The following is a 19109-nucleotide window of genomic DNA, read 5'->3' as shown; positions in this document are numbered from 1 at the left end:
CGCGCACGGGACGCCTTCCCATGCCCTTGACCCGCCCCGTCGCCCCGGATCGAGAATACGAAGACGCGACTGAAGAACATCCCAAGAAATCCTGAAGTTTTCTTCAGGATCGGGGCTTGCCGTCAGGAAGGAGCGGCATGATCCACCCCCATGAGAATCCTGCTGATCGAAGACGACCGCAAGGCCGCGCGCCTGCTGGCCCGGGGCCTGCAGGAAGAAGGCTTTGTCGTCGACGTCGTGCACACGGCAGAGGAGGGCGACGAGGAAGCCTTCGTCATTGCCTATGACCTGATCGTGCTCGATTGGATGCTGCCCGGCAAAGACGGCCTCACGCTGTGCCGCGACCTGCGCCAGCGCGGTTGCAAGACGCCGGTGCTGATGCTCACCGCCCGCGACGCCCTGGCCGACCGCGTGACCGGCCTGAACAGCGGCGCCGACGACTACCTGACCAAGCCCTTTGCCTTCGACGAACTGCTGGCGCGCGTGCGCGCCTTGCTGCGCCGCTCCGAAATCATGCGGCCGGTGGTGCTGGCCGTGGCCGACCTGAGCCTCGACCCGTTGAGCCAGCGCGTGGTGCGCGGCGGCACGGTGCTGGAGCTGACCCACAAGGAATTCGCGATTTTGCAGATCCTGCTGCGCCATGCCGGCGAGGTGGTGAGCCGCTCGCGGCTGGCCGAGCAGGTCTGGAAAGACGACCTCATCGCCATCGACAACCTGATCGACGTGCACATCGGCAACCTGCGCCGCAAGGTCGATGCGCCGCCGGCCGCGCCGCTGATCCAGACCGTGCGTGGGCGCGGCTTCCGGCTGGCGCAGGCCGACGATGCCCATGCTTAGTTTTCGCAGGCGGCTGGCGCTGGCGCATGTCAGCGTGATCGTGGTCGTGATGGCGATTGCCGCCTTCGGCTCGTACCTCGTGTTCTCGCGCAACGTGCACCGCGAACTCGACGCGGCCCTGCTGGCGCTGGCCGAAACCGAGATGGGCATGCTGCTGTCCGCCGGGTCCGGCGACACGGTGATCGTGCACGAGGCGCCGCCCGGCCCCGGCGCGCCTTCGTTCGTGCGGCTCGACCGTCTGGTGCAGATCGTCGATACCGATGGCCGGGTGCTGGCGCGCAGCTCCAACCTCGGCGAGGCGCAACTGCCCATTCCCGAAGTGCTGCGCAACCGGCTCGCGGCCGGCGAGACCGTGTTCGAAACGCTCAACGGCTTCGGCGAGGAGCCGACCCGCATGGTCTCGGTGCCCGTGCCGGGTCGGCCTTCGTTGCTGGCGGTGCAGGTGGCCGGCTCGCTGGACGACGTGAACCGCACCGTCGCCATGGCCAGCGTGCTCTTCCTGATCCTGGGTGGCGCGCTGCTGCTGGCGCTGGGCGCGGCGGGCGCGTTGATCACGCGGCGGGCCTTCGGCGCCATCAACGACGTGGTGCAGCAGGCCCACCGCATCGGCGACGCGAACCTGGGCGAGCGCCTGCCGCATCCGGGCACGAACGATGAGATCGGGCGATTGGTCGACACGCTCAACGACATGCTGGGACGGATCGAGAACGGCATGGAGGCGCAGCGCCGCTTCACCTCCGATGCCTCGCACGAGCTGCGCTCGCCGCTGTCGCGGCTGCGCACCGAACTCGAACTGGCCCTGCGGCGCCCGCGCGACCCGGCCGCCTATGTAGAGACGCTGCATTCCTCGCTCGAAGAGGTCGAGTCGCTCACGCTGCTGGTCGAAGAGCTGCTGGTGCTGGCCCGGCTCGATGCCGGCCAGGAACGCGATGCGGCCGAGACGGTGTCGCTCAATGTGCTGGCCGAGGAAGCGGTGCGCCGGCTGGAGCCGATGGCGCGCGAGCGGCGCTTGACGCTCCTGCTCGAACCCGCACCGCCCGTGGCCGCGCGGGTGGCGCGCGGCGCGGCCAGCCTGGCGCTGGCGAACCTGCTCGACAACGCGCTCAAGTTCTCGCCACCCGACACCACCGTGCGCGTGAGCCTGCGGGCCGATGCAGAAGCCAACGAGGCCGTGCTCAGCGTGTCGGACCGCGGCCCCGGCATCCGCAGTGACGACCTGCCGCATCTGTTCGAGCGCTTCTATCGCGGGGCCGTGGCGCGATCGGATGAGAAGACGCCCGGACTCGGGCTTGGGCTCGCGCTGTCGCAGGCCGTGGTGCATGGGCACGGGGGGCGCATCGAGGCGGCGAATGAAAGCGGTGGCGGAGCGCGCTTCGACATGCGGTTGCCGTTGGCGCATTGATGCCCCAGCGCATTCAGGAAGATAAAAACCGTTCGCGGCGAGTGCCGCGAGGTGCTCGTCGTGCCGTTCCACGCGGCGTGCCTGTCACCGAGGAACCCGCGCATTTCGCCTGCGCGAGCTCCTCGCTCTGCCCTTACTTGCCGTCGGTCTGACTACTCGCCTTGGCCGCGGCCTTCATGCGCATGACCCGCTGCGGCGTGCGTTGCGACTGGAAGCGCAGCACATCGTCGAGCCGGACATAGCCGCTGCCGGACTGGTCGATTTCGCTGAAATGGTCGCTCACGAAACCCCAGCCTGCCGCCTTGGCCTGCTGCTGGGACAGGATGCCGTTGACGTCGCCCCCCGCGGCAGCGGCGAAGCGCTCGCGGGTCTGGGTCTCGACATGCTGCGACACGGAGTCTTCGGTCGGCTTCGGCGGATGGACCCAGCCCTTGGGCGGCGGCGGCGGCCTGGGCATGTCGTCGTAGGCGTGTGCGGTGCTCATGCCCATCAACGGGACGATGGTGGCGATGGCGCTGGCGGTCAACCAGAAAGATGTGTTTTTCATGGTGAGCCTTTTGTTTACTGGAGTTGAGCGGCCGAAGCACTGGCGTTGTCCAGTGCGTCCTGGGCCGGCAGGGCGTAGTAGTCGTTGAGCGTCTGCTTGAGCGGCGCCCGCGATGCCTCGGTGTTGTAGATCATGTGGCCGCCTTCGAACCATTTGACCGGGATCCGGCTTCCCAGGTTCACGCTTTCCAGGTCGAGTTCGGTCTGGAAGCCCGGCGTCGCCACGTCTTCATAGCCGTGCAGGATCAGCATCTTGCTGTCGGGGTTGGCGGTCAGCACCGCCTGGATGTCGGTGATGCTCTGCGGGTAGAAGTCGTTGCTGCCGGCGCGCTGCCATTTCCAGTACTGGATCGTCTGGTTGTTCAGCGGCTGGTAGGCCGTCTTGTTCTTGTAATTCACGAAATCGGGGAAATAGGTCTTGAGCTGGTTCAGGAATGCGACGTTGATGTAATCGTCGGCCGCAAAGCTGTTGCCATTGGGAACCTTCATCCGCGCGTCGTAGCGGCCGAGCGTATTGCCCGCAACCAGTGCCGTCCGGAAGCTGCCGGGGCCGTAGTTGAAACTGCCTTTCCAGGTCGCCGCGGAAATCCCGGTGTAGGCCGCCATCTGGTTGAGCACCGTCTGGCCGGCCGTGCTGGCGGTGAAGGCGTTCCATTGGCTCTGACTCTTGGGGACGCTGTAGTCGCTCGGGCCGAAATACGTGGTCAGCGTATTTCCGTACGTCGTTTTCGCGAGCGTGCGCAATTCGGCAAGGTATTGATCCTGGGTTTTGGTTCCGCGCTTGGTGGATTTCCCGAAATAGTCCGCCGTCATTGCATACGAGGGGATGTAGCCCTCGCAGGAAGACTGCTCGTCCATCATGTCGCAGTTGGAGTTGTAGTTGACCAGCGGCGAATTGAGGATGAACCCGGCCAGTACCTTCGCCGGCTTGCCCGATGGGTCGGGCACATAGCCGCTGGTGCCGGCCTGCTCCAGCAGGTTGGCGACGATGGGGGTGCGAATGCCGCCGTACGACTCGCCATACAGGTACTTGGGCGAGCTCTGCCGGTTGAACTTGTTGGTGTAGGCGACGATGAAGTCGGCGACCACCTGGGCATCGATGTCGGTTCCCCAGAGGTCCGCGTTCTTCAAGGGCGAGATGGCCGTCGAAAGCCCAGTGCCGGGCGGATCGACGAAGACGATGTCCGACTTGTCGAGCAGCGAGATCGCGTTGTCCTCGAACGGGAAGCTCGCGGGCTGCTTCGTGGGGTCTGGCATGTTGGGCGCGTCCGACTTCAGCCGCTTCGGGCCCCATGAGCCCATGTGCAGCCAGATCGAGGCGGAGCCGGGGCCGCCGTTCCACAGGAAGGTCACGGGGCGGTCTTGCTTGGGCAGGTCGTCCCGCGTGTACGAGGTGTAGAAGATGGCCGCCTCGGCCTTCTTTGTGGCGCCGACACCTTTGTAGGCCACCAGATGCCCCGCGCGCGCCACGTAGTTCAGGGCCTGGCCGTCGATGGTGATCGTGTGCTGCTTGAGGGAGGTGTCCTCGTTGATCGACGACAGCGCGATCGAACCGGTCCGCGTCGTGTTGTAGGTGTTGGGATCGTCCAGAACCTTGTCCACCACGGCCACGTTGGCCGGCGGATTGCTGGCGTTCGGCGCGGGTGCGTCTGCGGCTTCCTTGGACGCGGGTGCGCTTGAAACCGGCGCGAATGACGAGGCGCTGTCGCCCCCGCCGCCGCACGCCGCCAGGGCGGCCGCTGCAAAAGCCGTGAAGACGGCTCGACTCAAAGTTCTGCGATGCATGGATGCGATCTCCGAGAGGTCAAAAAAAGAACGGCAAGCTGGTGGGCGCCGTTCGCCTTCGAGCCAGGTCGCGCAATGCCATCCGACTGCGAACGGACGCGCGCCCCGGTTCGTTTCGGTGCTCGTTGTGCAAGCACCGAAATTCGATGATCTTTCAGTCTTCCCTCTGCGCTGAGAATTCAAAAAACGCTCGCCGAATCTGAATTGAACGGCAGAGCCGTTGGTTTTCAAAAATCAGAAAATGAATGTTTTTGAATCAGCTTCTCGAAAAATACTATGCAAGCATTAAAGGAAAATTCCAGGAAATGGAACGTTGTTTTTAATTTCGTCCGAGATGACGTTTAATTAATATCTCTTACACCATGGGGAAATGCATTCTTTTTATTTCAGGACTTTAATCGGTGAATTAATTATTTGGCAGGCGAATTTATTTTTTGCCACCTGACTGTCAGCTGACTTGAATTGATTCAAAAGAAATGCAAATGCCGCGCGTGACTGTGCAGCGTCGACCGAGAGGGGAAAGGAAAAGCGTTGGGATTTGTGTCGGGCGATCCGCGTTGCGGGGCCCGATCGAGACCGGGAGGTCGGTCTGCGGACGCCGTTGCAGCGCCCGCCTGGCTTTGTTCAGTGCCTACATCGACGCTTCGAGCATCGCCCTGTAGTCGTCGCGCGAGGCCAGCCGCGGATTGGTCTTGTGGCAGTGGTCGGCCATGGCGCCGTCGATGATCTGCTCGAACAGCGCGGGCGTCACGCCCACTTCGGCCAGGCCCTTGGGCAGGCCCAGGCGCGCGTTCATGTCGCGGATGGCATCGCCGAGGTCGCCGGCCGAATCGAGGTGCATGGCCTGCGCCATGCGCTGCAGGCGCTGTTCTTTCTGCACCGATTCCGCGCCCGCGTTGAAGTGGATCACGGCGGGCAGGAAGAGGGCGTTGAGCGTGCCGTGGTGCAGGCGCGGATCGACGCCGCCCAGGCTGTGGCTCAGCGAATGCACGCAGCCCAGGCCCTTCTGGAAGGCCATGGCGCCTTGCATCGACGCGCTCATGAGGTTCAAGCGCGCCTCGCGGTCGCTGCCGTCCTTGGTGGCGCGTTCGATGTGGCCCCAGGCGCGCTCCAGCCCATCCAGTCCGATGCCGTCAGCGGGCGGATTGAAGGCAGCCGACATGAAGGTTTCCATGCAATGCGCGATGGCGTCCATGCCGGTCGCGGCCGTGAGCCGGGGCGGCAGGCCGAGGGTGAGTTCGGGGTCGCAGATGGCGGCCTTGGGCATCAGGAACCAGCTATGGAAGCCAAGCTTGCGGTGGTCGTCGACGATGACGATGGCACCGCGTGCCACTTCGCTGCCGGTGCCGCTGGTGGTGGGCACGGCGATCAGCGGCACCGCGCGTTCGGTGATCCTGGGCGAGCCGCCTTCGATGGTGGCGTAGGTCTTGAGCGGCCCTTCGTGCGTGGCCGCGATGGCCACGCCCTTGGCGCAGTCGATGGCGGAGCCGCCGCCCACGGCGATGAGCCCGTCGCAGCGGCCGCTGCGGTACAGCTCGACGGCGGCGCGCACGGCCGCCTCGGTCGGGTTGGAGGGGGTCTGGTCGAACACCGAGACCTCGAGGTCGGCGATGGCATCGAGCGCCTTTTGCAGCACGCCGGCCGCACGCACACCCGCGTCGGTCACGATCAGCGGGCGATTGATGCCGATGCGGGCGCATTCGCTCGACAGGAGCTTGATGGCGCCGAATTCGAACTGGATCTGGGTGAGGTATTGGATGAGGGCCATGAGGGTGGAGTGTGTGGGGCAGTACGATTGCCGACCACCCAAATCTAACAAGCAGGGGCCGTCCTGCACATGAACAAAACCCTTGCCGCTGTCGCGCCCGGCACACGGCGGGCCGCTGCGGCGGTGCGGATGCCTTTTCAGTTTCCATGACGATGAACCCTCCTACGACACCGGCGCAACCACCGCTCACCGCGAAGATGGCGAGCGTGGTCGAGCGCATGGCGCGCGCCGGCCATCCCACGCTCGAGCAGCTCACGCCCGACGAGGCCAAGGCCTCTTATGAAAAGGGCGCGGGCGTGCTCGAAGTGCCCAAGCCCGAGCTGGCGCGCGTCGAAGACTTCAGCATCGCCGCGCGCGACGGCTTCGCGATGCCTGCACGGCTCTATGCGCCGTCGTCGGCGGTGCTGCCGGTGCTGATCTACTTTCATGGCGGCGGCTTCACGGTTGGCAACATCCGCACGCACGACACGCTGTGCCGCGTGCTGAGCCAGAAGAGCGGCTGTGCGGTGGTGTCGGTCGACTACCGGCTCGCACCCGCGTTCAAGTTTCCGACCGCATCGAACGATGCGTGGGACGCCTTCCAGTTCATCGCGAAGGAAGGCGCAAGCCTTGGGCTCGATCCGCGCCGGCTGGCGGTGGGCGGCGACAGCGCCGGCGGCACCCTGGCGGCCGTATGCGCGATCCTTGCGCGCGACGCCGGCCTGCCGCTGGCGCTGCAGATGCTGATCTACCCCGGCACCGCCGCGCACCAGGACACTGCCTCGCACCTGCGTCACGCCAATGGTCCGCTGCTGACGAAGGCGATGATCGATTTCTTCTTCGCCCAGTACGTGCGCACGTCGGCCGACCGCGACGACTGGCGCTTCGCGCCACTGCAGGCCGATGACGTCGACGGCGTGGCACCGGCCTGGATCGGCCTGGCCGAATGCGATCCGGTGGTGGACGAAGGCATCGCCTACGCCGACAAGCTGCGCGCCGCGGGCGTACAGGTCGACCTCGAAATCTACCGCGGCGTGATCCACGAATTCATCAAGATGGGCCGCGCGATCCCCGAAGCGCTGCAGGCGCAGAACGACGCGGCCCAGGCACTCAAGGAAGCACTGAACCCATGACCGACACCACACCTCAACGCAAGGATTTCCGTTTCTTTCATCGCCTGCGCGTGCGCTGGGCCGAAGTCGACATGCAGAAGATCGTCTTCAACGCCCACTACCTGATGTACTTCGACACGGCCATCTCGGACTACTGGCGTGCGATGGCGCTGCCCTACGAAGAGGCAATGCAGTCGCTGGACGGCGACCTGTACGTGCGCAAGGCGACCATCGATTTCCGTGGGTCGGCGCGCATGGACGACGTGATCGACGTGGGCATGCGCTGTGCGCGCATCGGCAATTCGTCGATGACCTTCGAGGGCGGGCTGTTCCGGCAAGACCAGTTCCTGGTCGGTTGCGAGCTGGTCTATGTGTTCGCCGATCCGGCCACCCAGACCTCCAAGCCGGTGCCGGCCGCCTTGCGCGATGCGCTCACGGGCTTCGAGGCCGGCGAGCCGATGCGCACCGTCGAGACGGGCGGCTGGGACGCGCTGGGCGAAGGCGCGAGCGCCCTGCGTCGCGCGGTGTTCATCGAAGAGCAGAACATTCCCAAGGAACTGGAGTGGGACGAACACGATGCGGTCGTGCTGCATGCGGTGGCGCGCAACCGGCTCGGGCAGGTCATTGCCACCGGCCGCCTGCTGCCCGCCGAAGACGGTGTCTCGCACATCGGCCGCATGGCGGTGCACCGCAACCTGCGCAGTGGCGGGCACGGCGCGGCCGTGATGAAGGTGCTCGAAGACGCGGCCCGGGCCCGCGGCGACCGCGAAGTGGCGCTGAATGCACAGCGCAGCGCCGAGCGCTTCTACGCTCGGCTGGGCTATCTGCCGCACGGCGACGGCTTCGACGAAGCCGGCATTCCGCACATCGAGATGCGCCGCACGCTGCGCTGAAGCGGCGGCTTGTTTCTTTCTTCTTTCTTCGTTCAGTAGCGGCGCGGCGGGTCCGGCACGTAGCCGGAGTCCGAGCCGGGGAAGGGCGACGGGCCACTCGGACGCGTCCAGCGCGGCGGAGGCTCGGGCGGAATCACGCCGGCGGCGATGAGGTTCTCGCGGCTGTCGTACCGGATGCGGACCACGTCGTCGGGTGACGACCGGGCGCGCTCGAAGGTGGTCTTGCCGACGTACGAGTTTTCTCGGCGGCCATGGGCGGTACCGAGGCTTGGGCTCGGCGCAGCCTGCGGGCGCGCGAGGTTGCCAGCGGGCGCTTCGGCGGCGACCGCGCTGTCGGCGCTGGACTTGGCGCGTGCATCGCCCATCGACGACGACGGCTCGCGCTGCTCCCGGTCCGCGCCATATTCGCCGCGGCGCGAGTAGGGCACGACCGGCGGCGGTGGCGGCTCGGGCATGCGCTCGCGGAACATCGCGACACCGATCACGCCCACGTCGTCCGGGCGGCCCGTGCGGCTCGCGTAGGAGTTGCCGGCCGATGCGAACTGGAAGGCTGCGACCTGCGAGTCGCTCTTGCGCCAGCCCGTGATGTCGCCGCGCTCGCGGCTGCTGAAGACATAGCCGTTCTGCCCGGTGCTCGCGGTCTCGCCGGTGACGACGTTCACGCCGTCCACCGACATCACGGCCATGATGCGTTCGTTCATCACATTGCGCGCCCGGATCGCATAGCGCGCGCCGGGGCGGCCGGCCACCCAGTATTCGCCGCGATAGAAGTAGATCGGCAGTTCGATGCCGTTGTTGCGGTCGACCACGCTGATCTGCATCAGCGTGCCGATGGCGTTGGTGGGCGTCGGCGGAATGTAGGGCCGGGCCGGGCTGTCCGCGCAGGCCGCCAGTGCGGTGAGTGCCAGGACGGTCGAGAAGAGTCTGCGCTTCATGGTGTTCTTCCTTGCCAGGAGTGGATCGATGCAGGCTTCTACGGCGCAGCAACGCAGGCGGGGTTAAACGAGGCGCAAAAAAATGGCGCTATCTGTTCGATAGCGCCAAACGCCCATTTGCAGGGACGTTGGGGGAATTACTGCTTCAGATGTCTTCGAGCAATGCGTAGGGCAGCGGCTCGACCGTGAGCGATGCGCCATCGGCCGGCGCCCCGGCGCGCAGGGGGCCGGCTTCGAGTGCCGCGATCTGGATCGAGACCAGCGCGGCCCAGCCACCATCGGGCGCCAGTGCGGCCTGTGCCACGGTGCCCACGGGTTGCTCGGCGTCGTTGCCGGCAAAGACTTCCTGGCCGGCCGAAAGGGGCGCATCGGCCTGCACGAGATAGGTCCGGCGCTTCAGCGTGCCACGGAACTGGCTGCGCGCCACGATCTCCTGGCCGGGGTAGCAGCCCTTCTTGAAGTTGACGCCGCCCACCGACTCGTAGTTGATCATCTGCGGCACGAAAGCCTCGATGACCGGGGTGGTCAGCGTGACGATGCCGCTGCGCACCTCGCTCCATTGCCACAGGGCCAGGTCGATGGCCGGGCCGACCGGCGCGGCATGGCCGGCGGGCGCGATCCAGAGCGCGCGCGGCACGCCATCGGCCGGGTACAGCGACACCGCGCTGATGTCGTCGCCGATGGCCGTGCGCTTGCCGGGCGGCGTCTCGGCATCGAGGCCGTTGGCGGTCAATGCGGTGCCTGCCAGGCCATGCAGCGCGAACTGCTCGGTGGCGTCGGTGAGCTTGACCTTGGCCCGCAGCACATACATCGATAGGCGCTTGAGCGTGGCGGCCAGGATGTCGCGGCTGCACACCAGCAGGATCAGTTCGGGCTGCGGCCGGATGCCGATGAAGCTCGCGATGACGCGGCCCTTGGCGGTGCACAGCGCGGCCAGGCGCGCCTCGGTGGCGCCGAGCAGGGAGAAGTCCTGTGTGAGCTGGCCGTGCAGGAAGCTGGCGGCATCGGGGCCTTCGGCGCGGATCACGCCGAGGTGGGAGAGGGTGGTCACCCCATTGAGAACGACTGTGGTCATCGCTGAATTATCATGGCCGGGCCTGTTCCTTCGGGGCGGCAGGGGCTCCCGCCTTGCTGCACGCAGGGCCACCGTTTTTTCAGTTCCCGGGCGCTCTTTCTTTTCTCCCGTTTTCCCACCTTCCCATCGGATCCGTGCGCAGCTTTTTCCTCACGCTTTTCCTGCTCGCCGCCCTTGTCGCGCTCGCGCTTGGCGGTGGTGGCCTCTGGTGGGTGCACCAGCCTCTCAAGCTGTCGGCGCCCAGCGTCGATCTGTCGGTCGAACCCGGCACCACGCCGCGCGGCATCGCGCAGGCCGTGGCGGATGCCGGCGTCGACGTGCAGCCCCAACTGCTCTACCTGTGGTTCCGCGTGTCGGGGCAAGACCGCCAGATGCGCGCGGGCAGCTACGAGCTGGAGCGCGGCGTCACACCCAAGCTGCTGCTCAACATCCTGGTGCGCGGTGAAGAAGCCACGCGCAGCGTGGTGCTGGTGGAAGGCTGGAACATCCGCCAGGTGCGCGCCGCGCTGGCCAAGGCCGACCAACTCAAGCCCGAGAGCGTGGGCATGACCGACGAAGCCCTGATGGCCAAGCTCGGCAAGCCGGGCCTGCACCCCGAGGGCCGCTTCTTCCCGGACACCTACACCTACTCGAAGGGCTCGACCGACATCGCCTTGCTGCAACGCGCGATGCGGGCCATGGACAAGAAGCTCGAAGCCGCCTGGGCCGCACGGGCGGCCGACTTGCCGCTCAAATCGGCCGATGAGGCGCTGATTTTGGCCAGCATTGTCGAAAAGGAGACAGGCAAGGCCAACGACCGCGCGGAAATCGCTGCCGTGTTCGCCAACCGCCTGCGCATCGGCATGCCGCTGCAGACCGACCCGACCGTCATCTACGGCATGGGCACGGCCTTCGACGGCAACCTGCGCAAGAAAGACCTGCAGACCGATACCCCCTGGAACACCTACACGCGCGGTGGGCTGCCGCCCACGCCGATCTCCATGCCCGGCAAGGCCGCGCTGCTGGCGGCGGTGCAGCCGGCGCAGAGCAAGTCGCTGTACTTCGTGTCGCGCGGCGACGGCACCAGTCAGTTCAGCAGCTCGCTCGACGACCACAATCGCGCGGTCAATCGCTACCAGCGCGGTGGCGGCGACTCCAAACCCAAGGCAAACCCATGAGTGACAACGGCCTGTTTCTGACGCTGGAAGGCATCGACGGCGCGGGCAAGTCGAGCCACCTCGACGCGCTCGAAGCCCTGTTCAGGGCGCAGGGCCGCAATGTCGTGCGCACGCGCGAGCCGGGCGGCACGCCGCTGGCCGAAACGCTACGCCGGCTGATCCTCGAACAGCCGATGGACCCGCTCACCGAATCGCTGCTGGTGTTCGCGGCGCGGCGCGACCACATCGCGCAGGTCATCGAGCCGGCGCTTGCGCGTGGCGACGTGGTGTTGTGCGATCGCTTCACCGACGCCACCTTTGCCTACCAGGGCGCGGGGCGCGGCTTCGACGAGGCCGTGCTGGCGACGCTGGAGCAATGGGCGCAGGCGGGCAGGGCGTCGCTGCCCGCATCGCAGCTGCTGCAGCCGCAAGTCACGCTGTGGTTCGACCTCGCTCCCGAGATCGCGGCGCAACGGCTGGCCGGTGCGCGCGTGCCGGACAAGTTCGAGGCGCAGCCGGTCGAGTTTTTCCGCCGCGTGGCCCAGGGCTATGCGGCCCGCGCGGCCGCCGACGCAAAGCGCTTCGTGCGCATCGACGCCAGCCAGTCGCGCGACCAGGTCTGGCAGCAGGTCGAAACCGCACTGGTGGCGCGCGGCGTGCTGTCGCCGGCGGGTGGAGTCGCCCGATGAGCATTCAGGCACTTTCGCCTTGGCTCCACCAGCCGCTCGCGGAGCTTCTGCGCCAGCGCGGCCATGCCTGGCTGCTGCAGGGGCCGTCGGGCATTGGCCAATACGAACTTGCGTTGGCGCTGGCCGCCGCCTGGCTGTGCGAGCAACCGGCGGAGGAGGGCGGTACCGCCTGCGGCCACTGCCCGAGTTGCCACGCCATCGAGGTTCGCACCCATGCCGACCTGTGCGTGCTGATGCCCGAGGTCGCGATGGGCGAGCTGGGCTGGCCGCTCGATGAAAAGGCGCAAGCCGACATCGACGACAAGAAGCGCAAGCCCAGCCGCGAGATCCGCGTCGAGGCAATGCGCGATGCCGTCGGCTTTGCCCAGCGCACCAGCGCGCGCGGCCGCGGCAAGGTGGTGCTGGTGTATCCGGCCGAGCGCATGAACACCATCACCGCCAATGCGCTGCTCAAGACGCTGGAGGAGCCGGTCGGCGACGTTCGCTTCGTGCTCGCCAGCGAAGCCGCATGGCAATTGCTGCCCACCATTCGTAGCCGCTGCCTGGGCTTTACGCTGCCCTGGCCCGAGACCGCCGAAGCCGAGGCCTGGCTGGTGGCGCAAGACGTGCCCGCTGCCGATGCGACCGCGCTGCTGCGCGCCGCCGGTGGCCGCCCCAGCGATGCCTTGCGGCTGGCCCGCTCGGGCCAATCGCCCAAGGCCTGGTCCTTGCTGCCCAAAGCCATGACTCGTGGCGACGTCGGTGCGCTGGCCGATCACGCGCCGGCCCAGGCCGTCGGCGCGCTGCAAAAGCTCTGCCATGACCTGATGGCTGTCGGCAATGGCGCCGAACCCCGGTTCTTCGATGCCGCCGACCTGCCAGCCGCTCCGCCGCGCCTGGCGCTGGCGCGGTGGTCCAAGTCGCTGGCAAACGCCGCCAGAACCGCAGAACACCCGTTCAATGCGGGCCTCATGCTCGAAGCGCTTGTGAGCGAGGCGCGAAGCACCCTAAACTCAGCTGCTCGTCGCACATGAACCAACCTGTCGCCCCCGCTGCATCCGCCCCCACGCCCGCCCGGCCGAGCGTCATCCAGCTCGCCATCAAGGAGAAGGGCGCGCTGTACGCGGCTTACATCCCGTTGTTTGCCGAGGGCGGCATCTTCATTCCGACCTCGCGCGAATACCGCCTGGGCGACGACGTCTATGTGCTGCTGACGCTGCCGGAAGACCCGCAGCGCTATCCGGTCGCCGGCAAGGTCGCCTGGATCACGCCGGCACGCGCCGCAGGCAACCGGGCACCCGGCGTGGGCATCCGTTTTCCGTCCGACGAGAAATCGCGCCAGCTCAAGGCGCGCATCGAGACTGCGCTCGGCGGCTCGATGGCCTCCGATCGTCCGACCCAGACCATTTGAGTTCTCTGCCGTCTTCGTGACGCGGAACTCCGTACACGGCGCGGCCTCCCATAGGCGTGCGCGCCGCGCACCACACCATTTCCGATGTTCACCGACTCCCACTGCCACCTGACCTTTCCCGAGTTCGCGGACCAGATGCCGCAGATCCGCGCCGCCATGGCTGCCGCGCAGGTCGATCGGGCCCTTTGCATATGCACCAAGCTCGAAGAATTCGATGACGTGCAGGCCCTGGCCGCCAGCTACGACAACTTCTGGGCCAGCGTGGGCGTGCACCCCGACAACGAAGACATCGCCGAACCCAGCGTCGAAGACCTGGTGCGGCTGTCGGCCCGGCCCCGCGTGGTCGCCATCGGCGAAACCGGCCTCGACTACTACCAGATGGAAGAGCGCAAGGGCGGCCGCAGCATCGCCGACATGGAGTGGCAGCGCGACCGCTTCCGCGTCCACATCCGCGCCGCGCAGCAGACGCGCAAGCCGCTTGTCATTCACACCCGCGAGGCATCGGCCGACACGTTGGCGATCCTCAAGGAGGAGGGCGAAGACGGCGCCGGCAACGCGGCGGGCGGCGTGTTCCATTGCTTCACCGAAACCGCCGAGGTCGCGCGCGCGGCGCTCGACCTGGGTTTCTACATCTCGTTCTCGGGCATCCTGACTTTCAAGAAGGCCCAGGACCTGCGCGACGTGGCGGCCTTCGTGCCGCTCGACCGCATGCTGATCGAGACGGACAGCCCCTACCTGGCGCCTGTGCCGTACCGTGGCAAGACCAACAACCCGTCGTACGTGCCCTTCGTGGCGCGACAGATCGCAGAGCTGCGAAAAGTGCCCGTAGAGGACATCGCCAAAGCGACAAGCGACAACTTCGAAACTTTGTTCAGGGACGTCAAATCATGAAGAACTACTTTAAAAAATCAATTTATCTTGTTGTCATTGCTGCATCTTTTGCAGCACATGCGGGTTCGTTCGAAGACTTCTTCCGGGCCGTGCGTGGCGACAACGGCAGTGGTGTCCGCAGCCTGCTGAAGCGCGGGTTCGATCCGAATACGCGTGACGAACATGGCCAGACCGGCTTGCTGATTGCCATGCGCGAGCCGTCGCCCAAGGTCATCCAGGCGCTGCTCGAATCTCCGCAGACCGATGTCGACCTGGCCAGCCCCAAGGACGAAACCCCGCTGATGCTGGCCGCCATCAAGGGCCAGCAAGACCTGGTCGCCCAACTGCTGAAGCGCGATGCCGCCGTCAACAAGACCGGATGGACCCCGCTGCATTACGCCGCTACCAGCGGCCAGCTGGCGATCATGAAGGTGCTGCTCGAGAACTACGCCTTCATCGATGCGCAATCGCCCAACGGCACCACGCCGCTGATGATGGCCGCGATGTACGGATCGAGCGATGCCGTGAAGCTGCTGCTCGACGAAGGTGCAGATACGACGATGAAGAACCAGCTCGGCATGACTGCCGTCGATTTCGCGAACAAGGCGAATCGCTCGGATGCAGCCGCGATGATCACGGCCGCGGCGACGGCAAGAGCCAACGCGCCGAAGGCCGTGCCCAAAGACGGAAAGTGGTGAGTCGCGCGGACTCGATCACTGGAGATTTGCCAGCGCATTGAGCGTTGAATTCATCGCCTCAACGTGTTCGGCGAGACACGAAAAAAGGGCGTCTTCGCACTCGTGCGAGACTCTGCAAAGAAGGAGAAGCAGAGATGAATACGTTCCTATTCATGGTCTTTTTGCTGGTCGTTGGTGTGCTTGCGTTCGCACTGATCACCAGGAACAGATCGGCTCGAAACAGCAGCAGCGGCTTTGTCGACAAGCCCAAGGCGCGAGCACCACTCACAGCACGCGAACAGGCGATGTACAACCGCCTCGTGCAGACCCTGCCTGATCTGGTGGTGCTCCCGCAGGTCAGCTTCGGCGCGTTGCTCACGGCGCGCACGCGTGCGGCACGAAGCACGTTCAGCCGCAAGATCGCTGACTTCGTCGTGTGCGACCAGGCATTCAAGGTCGTGGCTGTGATCGAGCTTGGTGACAAGAGCAAGAGCCGCACGGGCAAGTCGCAACGCGACCCTGAGCGCGATGCGTTGCTGATCGAGGCTGGGTACCGGGTGCTGCGGTATCCGAGGGTTCCGGACGTTGGTCGGGTCGAGGCCGATTTCGATCCTTCGTTGGCGTCGGTCAGTCCTTTGGGGTGATCTCGGATATCTACACAATGTGCATTATGTAAAATCAAATGCACGAGGAAATTTCCTCATGTCGAGCTTCCGGCGTTCCCCGGTTGCTCGAACCGCCGGGCCAGGACACTCTTCTGTTCACCACGCATACCCCGCCTGCACCCGCGCCGCCACCCGGCTCCCGTTCCCGCTGCTCGTCGCCGTCGAGAGCCCTGCGCCCAGGTTCAGGTTGTCGTTGACCTGGTAGCCGAAGGCGATGCCCACGCCCGACGCTCCTGCGTAGCTGCCGACGGCCGCGCCCATCCACTTCCTGCCTGCTGGCAGCGTCGGCATCGACGGCATGGCCAGCGCTGCCACGACGCCCTGTGCGGCGAAGGCGTTGGCCTGGCTGGTCGCGTTGGCCACGGCCTGCTGCAGTTGGTTGACGTTGACAGCGTCGGTGCCCAGCACGCCGGGCGCGACATTCGTGATGCCGCGCAACTGGTTGGTGGCTGCGTTGCCCACCGACACGGTGTTGTCGCGATCGGCCACCGAACCCTGGCCCAGCGCCACTGCGTTGTTGCCGCTGGCCAGCGTGTTGGCACCCAGCGCGACGGCGTTGTTGCCGCTGGCGATGGCGTTGTTGCCTACGGCGGTGGTGGGATCGGCCAGCGCCTTCGCGCCCGCGCCGATGGCGACCGAGCCCGCGTGATCGGCCCGCGCGCCGTTCCCGACGGCCACGGTGTTGTCGCCGTTGGCCTGCGCATTGGTGCCCATCGAGGTGCTGCCCGCGCCGCTCGCGCCGGCGCCCGGGCCGCAAGCCACGGAGCCGCCCGCATTCACCGCGCACACGCCGCTGGACAGGGCCTGGTTCATCAGCGTCTGCAGCGCGTTGACCTGCTGCACGGTGAAGTTGTTCGCGGTGGTGATGGCTGTCTGCTGCGCCTGCTGCACCTGGCCGACGTTGGCCGCATCGGTGCTCGCCTGTCCGGCGGCCACGTTGCTGATGGTGGTGCCCGCGCCGCCGTTGGCGTTGAGCTGCAGCGAGGTGCCGCCCGCGCCGTACTGCGCCGAGTTCTGCGCAAGGCCCAGGGCCGTGTTGGAGGTCTGCTGCACCGTGTAGAGCTGGCTGCCGTTGACGGCATCGGTGCTGGTGGCGTTAACCGCGCCTGCACTCACGTTGACGAGCGCGCGCGTATGGCCCGCGGAGCCGAAGGAAACGGTGTTCGCCGCCGTGGCGACCGCGTTGGCGCCGATGGCCACGCTGTTGGTCGCGCCGCTCGCGACCTGGCTACCAGAGCCGATGGCCACGCCGCCGGTGGACAGCGCCGATGCGCCGGCCGATCCGTTGTACGCGCCACCGATCGCCGTGCTGCCGTTGCCCGATGCCGACGCGCCCTGCGTGGTGCCCGAGGCGCTGCCGATGGCGATGGCCGAGGTGCCCGACGCCTGGGCGCCGCTGCCGCCGGCCGGGCCGCCGAAGCCGCAACAGCCGTCGCTGCCGGTGCCTCCCGCGCCAAGCGCGATGGCGCCGCCGGCCGAGGCCTTGGCGCCGCTGCCCCCCGTGCCGCCTGTGCCGCCAGCCGCGCCGTCGCCACCGGATCCTCCACCACCGACGGCGGTTGCACCGGCTGCGGTGGCGCTCGCGCCGGCGCCGCCCGTGCCGCCAGTCCCGCCGGAGTTGGCGGTGCCGCCGTTGCCACCAGCGCCCACTGCCGTTCCGCCATCCGCCGTGACGGTGGCCGCGACACCACCGGCGCCGCCTGCTCCACCGAAGTCAGTCGCCCCATTGCTTCCGGCTGTTCCGCCGACGAAGCCGTCGGCGAAGGCGCTGCCAGCCGCGAGCAAGGCGATGACGGGCCAGTACCTCGTCGCGCCCCGCGACCGTCGCAGGCCTTTCGTGGCTTTCGTCGCGGCGCCGCTGGCATCGGCCTCAATGAGCATGGTGTTTCCTGTGATGAAGAGCGAGAAGGGACGACGAGCGATCCGGACGCGAGCGAGTGTGTCCTTTCGTTTCCAGCGGGGCCATACCCGAAAACAAGTAAATCGGAGGCTTGCTGCAAGGGCTTCGCGCTCTGCCGCCAGCGAGCAACTTGCGCCCGGCGTCGCGTCGTACCCAGCAGCCGTCCTTGATCGCGCGAAAGCGCCCTAGCCTTCGCGGCTAGTGCGCCGGCTCCTCCGTCCCACGACGATCACCGAAGGAACGGATTTCGCCGTGACGCCTCCGGCGGATCGCTCCGTTCCGTCATTCAAGGAGTTGGCGACATGCAAGTCGAACGCAGCGTCTATCGCGAGGACCACGAGACTTTCCGCACCACGGTGCGCCGCTTTCTCGAGCGCGAGTGCGTGCCGCACCAGGCCGAATGGGACCGCGACGGCCAGGTCAGCCGCGAGGTCTGGCTCAAAGCCGGCCGCGAAGGCCTGCTGTGCACCACGCTGCCCACCGAGTACGGCGGTGGTGGCGGCGACTTCGGCCACGCGGCCATCGTTGCCGAGGAGATCGCGCATGCCGGTGTCGGCGGCCTGTCGATCGGGCTGCATTCGGACATCGTGGCGCCCTACATCAACCGCCTGGGCACCGAGGCGCAAAAGCAGAAGTGGCTGCCAGGCATCTGCCGAGGCGAGCAGATCCTGGCGGTGGCCATCACCGAACCGGGCGGCGGCTCGGACGTGAAGTCGCTGCGCACCACCGCAATCCGCGACGGCGACGACTACATCATCAACGGCAGCAAGACCTTCATCAGCAACGGCTTCCTCAGCAATCTGGTGGTCGTGGTGTGCAAGACCGACCCCGCCGCTGGCGCCAAGGGCGTGAGCCTGGTCGTGGTCGAGACAGACCGCGCGGGCTTTCGCCGTGGTCGCAAGCTCGACAAGGTCGGCATGCGCGCCCAGGACACGGCCGAGCTCTTCTTCGACAACATCCGCGTGCCGGTGGCCAACCGGCTCGGCGAAGAAGGCAAGGGCTTCGCCTACCTGATGCAGGAGCTGCCGCAAGAGCGCTTCATGATCGCCGTCAGCGCCGCCACCAAGCTCGAGCGGCTGTTGCAGCAGACCCTCGAGTACGTGAAAGACCGCCGCGCCTTCGACCAGACCGTGTGGGACTTCCAGAACACGAAGTTCAAGTTGGCCGACATCAAGGCCCAGTCGGTGGCGTTGCGCACGATGGTCGATTACTACCTCGCAGCGCACATGAGCCGACGCCTCACGGTGGAAGAAGCCGCCATCGCCAAGCTGTTCGCCACCGAGACGCTGTGGAAGTGCATCGACGACATGGTGCAACTGCACGGCGGCTACGGCTACATGCTGGAGTACCCCATCGCACGCGCCTTCGTCGACATGCGTGTCAGCCGTATCTACGGCGGCACCAGCGAAGTGATGCGCGACCTGATCTCGCGCAAGCTGTAGACCGGGCA

General features: G+C 66.6%; 18 protein-coding genes. 12 read left to right on the top strand and 6 right to left on the bottom strand.

Translation table 11 applies throughout. The features are described 5' to 3' along the window. The first annotated feature begins 150 nt into the window (after positions 1 to 150). Both BLQ28_RS13745 and BLQ28_RS13740 read left to right on the top strand, forming a co-directional pair. Positions 151 to 837 carry a response regulator transcription factor gene (locus BLQ28_RS13745; RefSeq protein WP_093240071.1) on the top strand — a complete coding sequence of 229 codons (687 nt, stop codon included), beginning with the start codon at positions 151 to 153 and terminating at the stop codon, positions 835 to 837. Beyond that, complete coding sequence (locus BLQ28_RS13740; RefSeq protein ID WP_093241646.1) at positions 830 to 2239, top strand: sensor histidine kinase; 1410 nt, start codon at positions 830 to 832, stop codon at positions 2237 to 2239. Before BLQ28_RS13745 ends, BLQ28_RS13740 begins: the two co-directional genes overlap by 8 nt. 133 nt (positions 2240 to 2372) lie before the next feature. On the opposite strand, the gene BLQ28_RS13735 is transcribed toward BLQ28_RS13740, so the two are convergent. The 3 genes from BLQ28_RS13735 to BLQ28_RS13725 all read right to left on the bottom strand — a co-directional run bounded on the left by BLQ28_RS13735 (position 2373) and on the right by BLQ28_RS13725 (position 6338). Then, entirely contained in the window at positions 2373 to 2786 is a 414-nt protein-coding gene (locus BLQ28_RS13735) for a hypothetical protein (RefSeq protein ID WP_176801114.1), read from the bottom strand. Between the two features lie 14 nt (positions 2787 to 2800). Further along, complete coding sequence (locus BLQ28_RS13730; RefSeq protein ID WP_093240068.1) at positions 2801 to 4570, bottom strand: S10 family serine carboxypeptidase-like protein; 1770 nt, start codon at positions 4568 to 4570, stop codon at positions 2801 to 2803. Between the two features lie 631 nt (positions 4571 to 5201). Then, positions 5202 to 6338, bottom strand: coding sequence for an iron-containing alcohol dehydrogenase (locus BLQ28_RS13725; RefSeq protein WP_093240065.1), 1137 nt, complete (start codon positions 6336 to 6338; stop codon positions 5202 to 5204). Between the two features lie 146 nt (positions 6339 to 6484). On the opposite strand from BLQ28_RS13725, the gene BLQ28_RS13720 reads away from it, so the two are divergent. Together BLQ28_RS13720 and BLQ28_RS13715 are read left to right on the top strand one after the other, a co-directional pair. Next, positions 6485 to 7450 carry an alpha/beta hydrolase gene (locus BLQ28_RS13720; protein ID WP_093240063.1) on the top strand — a complete coding sequence of 322 codons (966 nt, stop codon included), beginning with the start codon at positions 6485 to 6487 and terminating at the stop codon, positions 7448 to 7450. Further along, positions 7447 to 8322 carry a YbgC/FadM family acyl-CoA thioesterase gene (locus BLQ28_RS13715; protein ID WP_093240060.1) on the top strand — a complete coding sequence of 292 codons (876 nt, stop codon included), beginning with the start codon at positions 7447 to 7449 and terminating at the stop codon, positions 8320 to 8322. Before BLQ28_RS13720 ends, BLQ28_RS13715 begins: the two co-directional genes overlap by 4 nt. A 32-nt stretch (positions 8323 to 8354) precedes the next feature. Here BLQ28_RS13715 and BLQ28_RS13710 read toward each other — a convergent pair whose 3' ends face one another. Continuing rightward, on the bottom strand, positions 8355 to 9257 hold the full coding sequence (locus tag BLQ28_RS13710; RefSeq protein WP_093240058.1) for a hypothetical protein: 903 nt from the start codon (positions 9255 to 9257) through the stop codon (positions 8355 to 8357). Positions 9258 to 9402: 145 nt separating this feature from the next. Next, positions 9403 to 10332, bottom strand: coding sequence for a CAF17-like 4Fe-4S cluster assembly/insertion protein YgfZ (locus BLQ28_RS13705; RefSeq protein ID WP_093240056.1), 930 nt, complete (start codon positions 10330 to 10332; stop codon positions 9403 to 9405). 134 nt (positions 10333 to 10466) lie between these two features. On the opposite strand from BLQ28_RS13705, the gene mltG reads away from it, so the two are divergent. The 7 genes from mltG (at position 10467) to BLQ28_RS13670 (ending at position 15738) form a co-directional block, all read left to right on the top strand. Continuing rightward, a complete protein-coding gene (mltG, locus tag BLQ28_RS13700) occupies positions 10467 to 11489 on the top strand; it encodes an endolytic transglycosylase MltG (RefSeq protein WP_093240054.1) in 1023 nt (340 codons plus the stop codon). Further along, the gene (gene tmk / locus BLQ28_RS13695) at positions 11486 to 12157 is read left to right on the top strand and encodes a dTMP kinase (protein ID WP_093240052.1); all 672 of its coding nucleotides are present in this window, start codon (positions 11486 to 11488) and stop codon (positions 12155 to 12157) included. The genes mltG and tmk overlap by 4 nt, the downstream gene beginning before the upstream one ends. Next, positions 12154 to 13170, top strand: a complete 1017-nt coding sequence (locus BLQ28_RS13690) for a hypothetical protein (RefSeq protein WP_093240050.1) — start codon at positions 12154 to 12156, stop codon at positions 13168 to 13170. Before tmk ends, BLQ28_RS13690 begins: the two co-directional genes overlap by 4 nt. Beyond that, positions 13167 to 13547: a PilZ domain-containing protein gene (locus BLQ28_RS13685; protein ID WP_093240048.1), complete on the top strand. Its 381-nt coding sequence runs from the start codon at positions 13167 to 13169 to the stop codon at positions 13545 to 13547. Before BLQ28_RS13690 ends, BLQ28_RS13685 begins: the two co-directional genes overlap by 4 nt. Before the next feature lie 84 nt (positions 13548 to 13631). After that, positions 13632 to 14438 (top strand): TatD family hydrolase, encoded by an 807-nt coding sequence (locus BLQ28_RS13680; RefSeq protein ID WP_093240045.1) that lies wholly within the window; start codon positions 13632 to 13634, stop codon positions 14436 to 14438. Continuing rightward, positions 14435 to 15115, top strand: coding sequence for an ankyrin repeat domain-containing protein (locus BLQ28_RS13675; RefSeq protein WP_093240043.1), 681 nt, complete (start codon positions 14435 to 14437; stop codon positions 15113 to 15115). Before BLQ28_RS13680 ends, BLQ28_RS13675 begins: the two co-directional genes overlap by 4 nt. 134 nt (positions 15116 to 15249) lie before the next feature. Then, the gene (locus BLQ28_RS13670; RefSeq protein ID WP_093240040.1) at positions 15250 to 15738 is read left to right on the top strand and encodes a DUF2726 domain-containing protein; all 489 of its coding nucleotides are present in this window, start codon (positions 15250 to 15252) and stop codon (positions 15736 to 15738) included. Positions 15739 to 15855: 117 nt separating this feature from the next. Here the strand turns inward: BLQ28_RS13670 and BLQ28_RS13665 are convergent, their stop codons facing one another. Continuing rightward, positions 15856 to 17640 (bottom strand): YadA family autotransporter adhesin, encoded by a 1785-nt coding sequence (locus BLQ28_RS13665; protein ID WP_176801113.1) that lies wholly within the window; start codon positions 17638 to 17640, stop codon positions 15856 to 15858. 321 nt (positions 17641 to 17961) lie between these two features. Between BLQ28_RS13665 and BLQ28_RS13660 the strand changes: the two genes are divergently transcribed. After that, complete coding sequence (locus BLQ28_RS13660; RefSeq protein ID WP_093240038.1) at positions 17962 to 19101, top strand: acyl-CoA dehydrogenase family protein; 1140 nt, start codon at positions 17962 to 17964, stop codon at positions 19099 to 19101. Positions 19102 to 19109 lie beyond the last annotated feature (8 nt).

The sequence above is a fragment of the Variovorax sp. EL159 genome, assembly GCF_900100965.1.
Lineage (GTDB): Bacteria > Pseudomonadota > Gammaproteobacteria > Burkholderiales > Burkholderiaceae_C > Variovorax.
The sequence above is the reverse complement of the archived record's forward strand: the minus strand, read 5'-3'. Positions and strand labels throughout refer to the sequence as shown.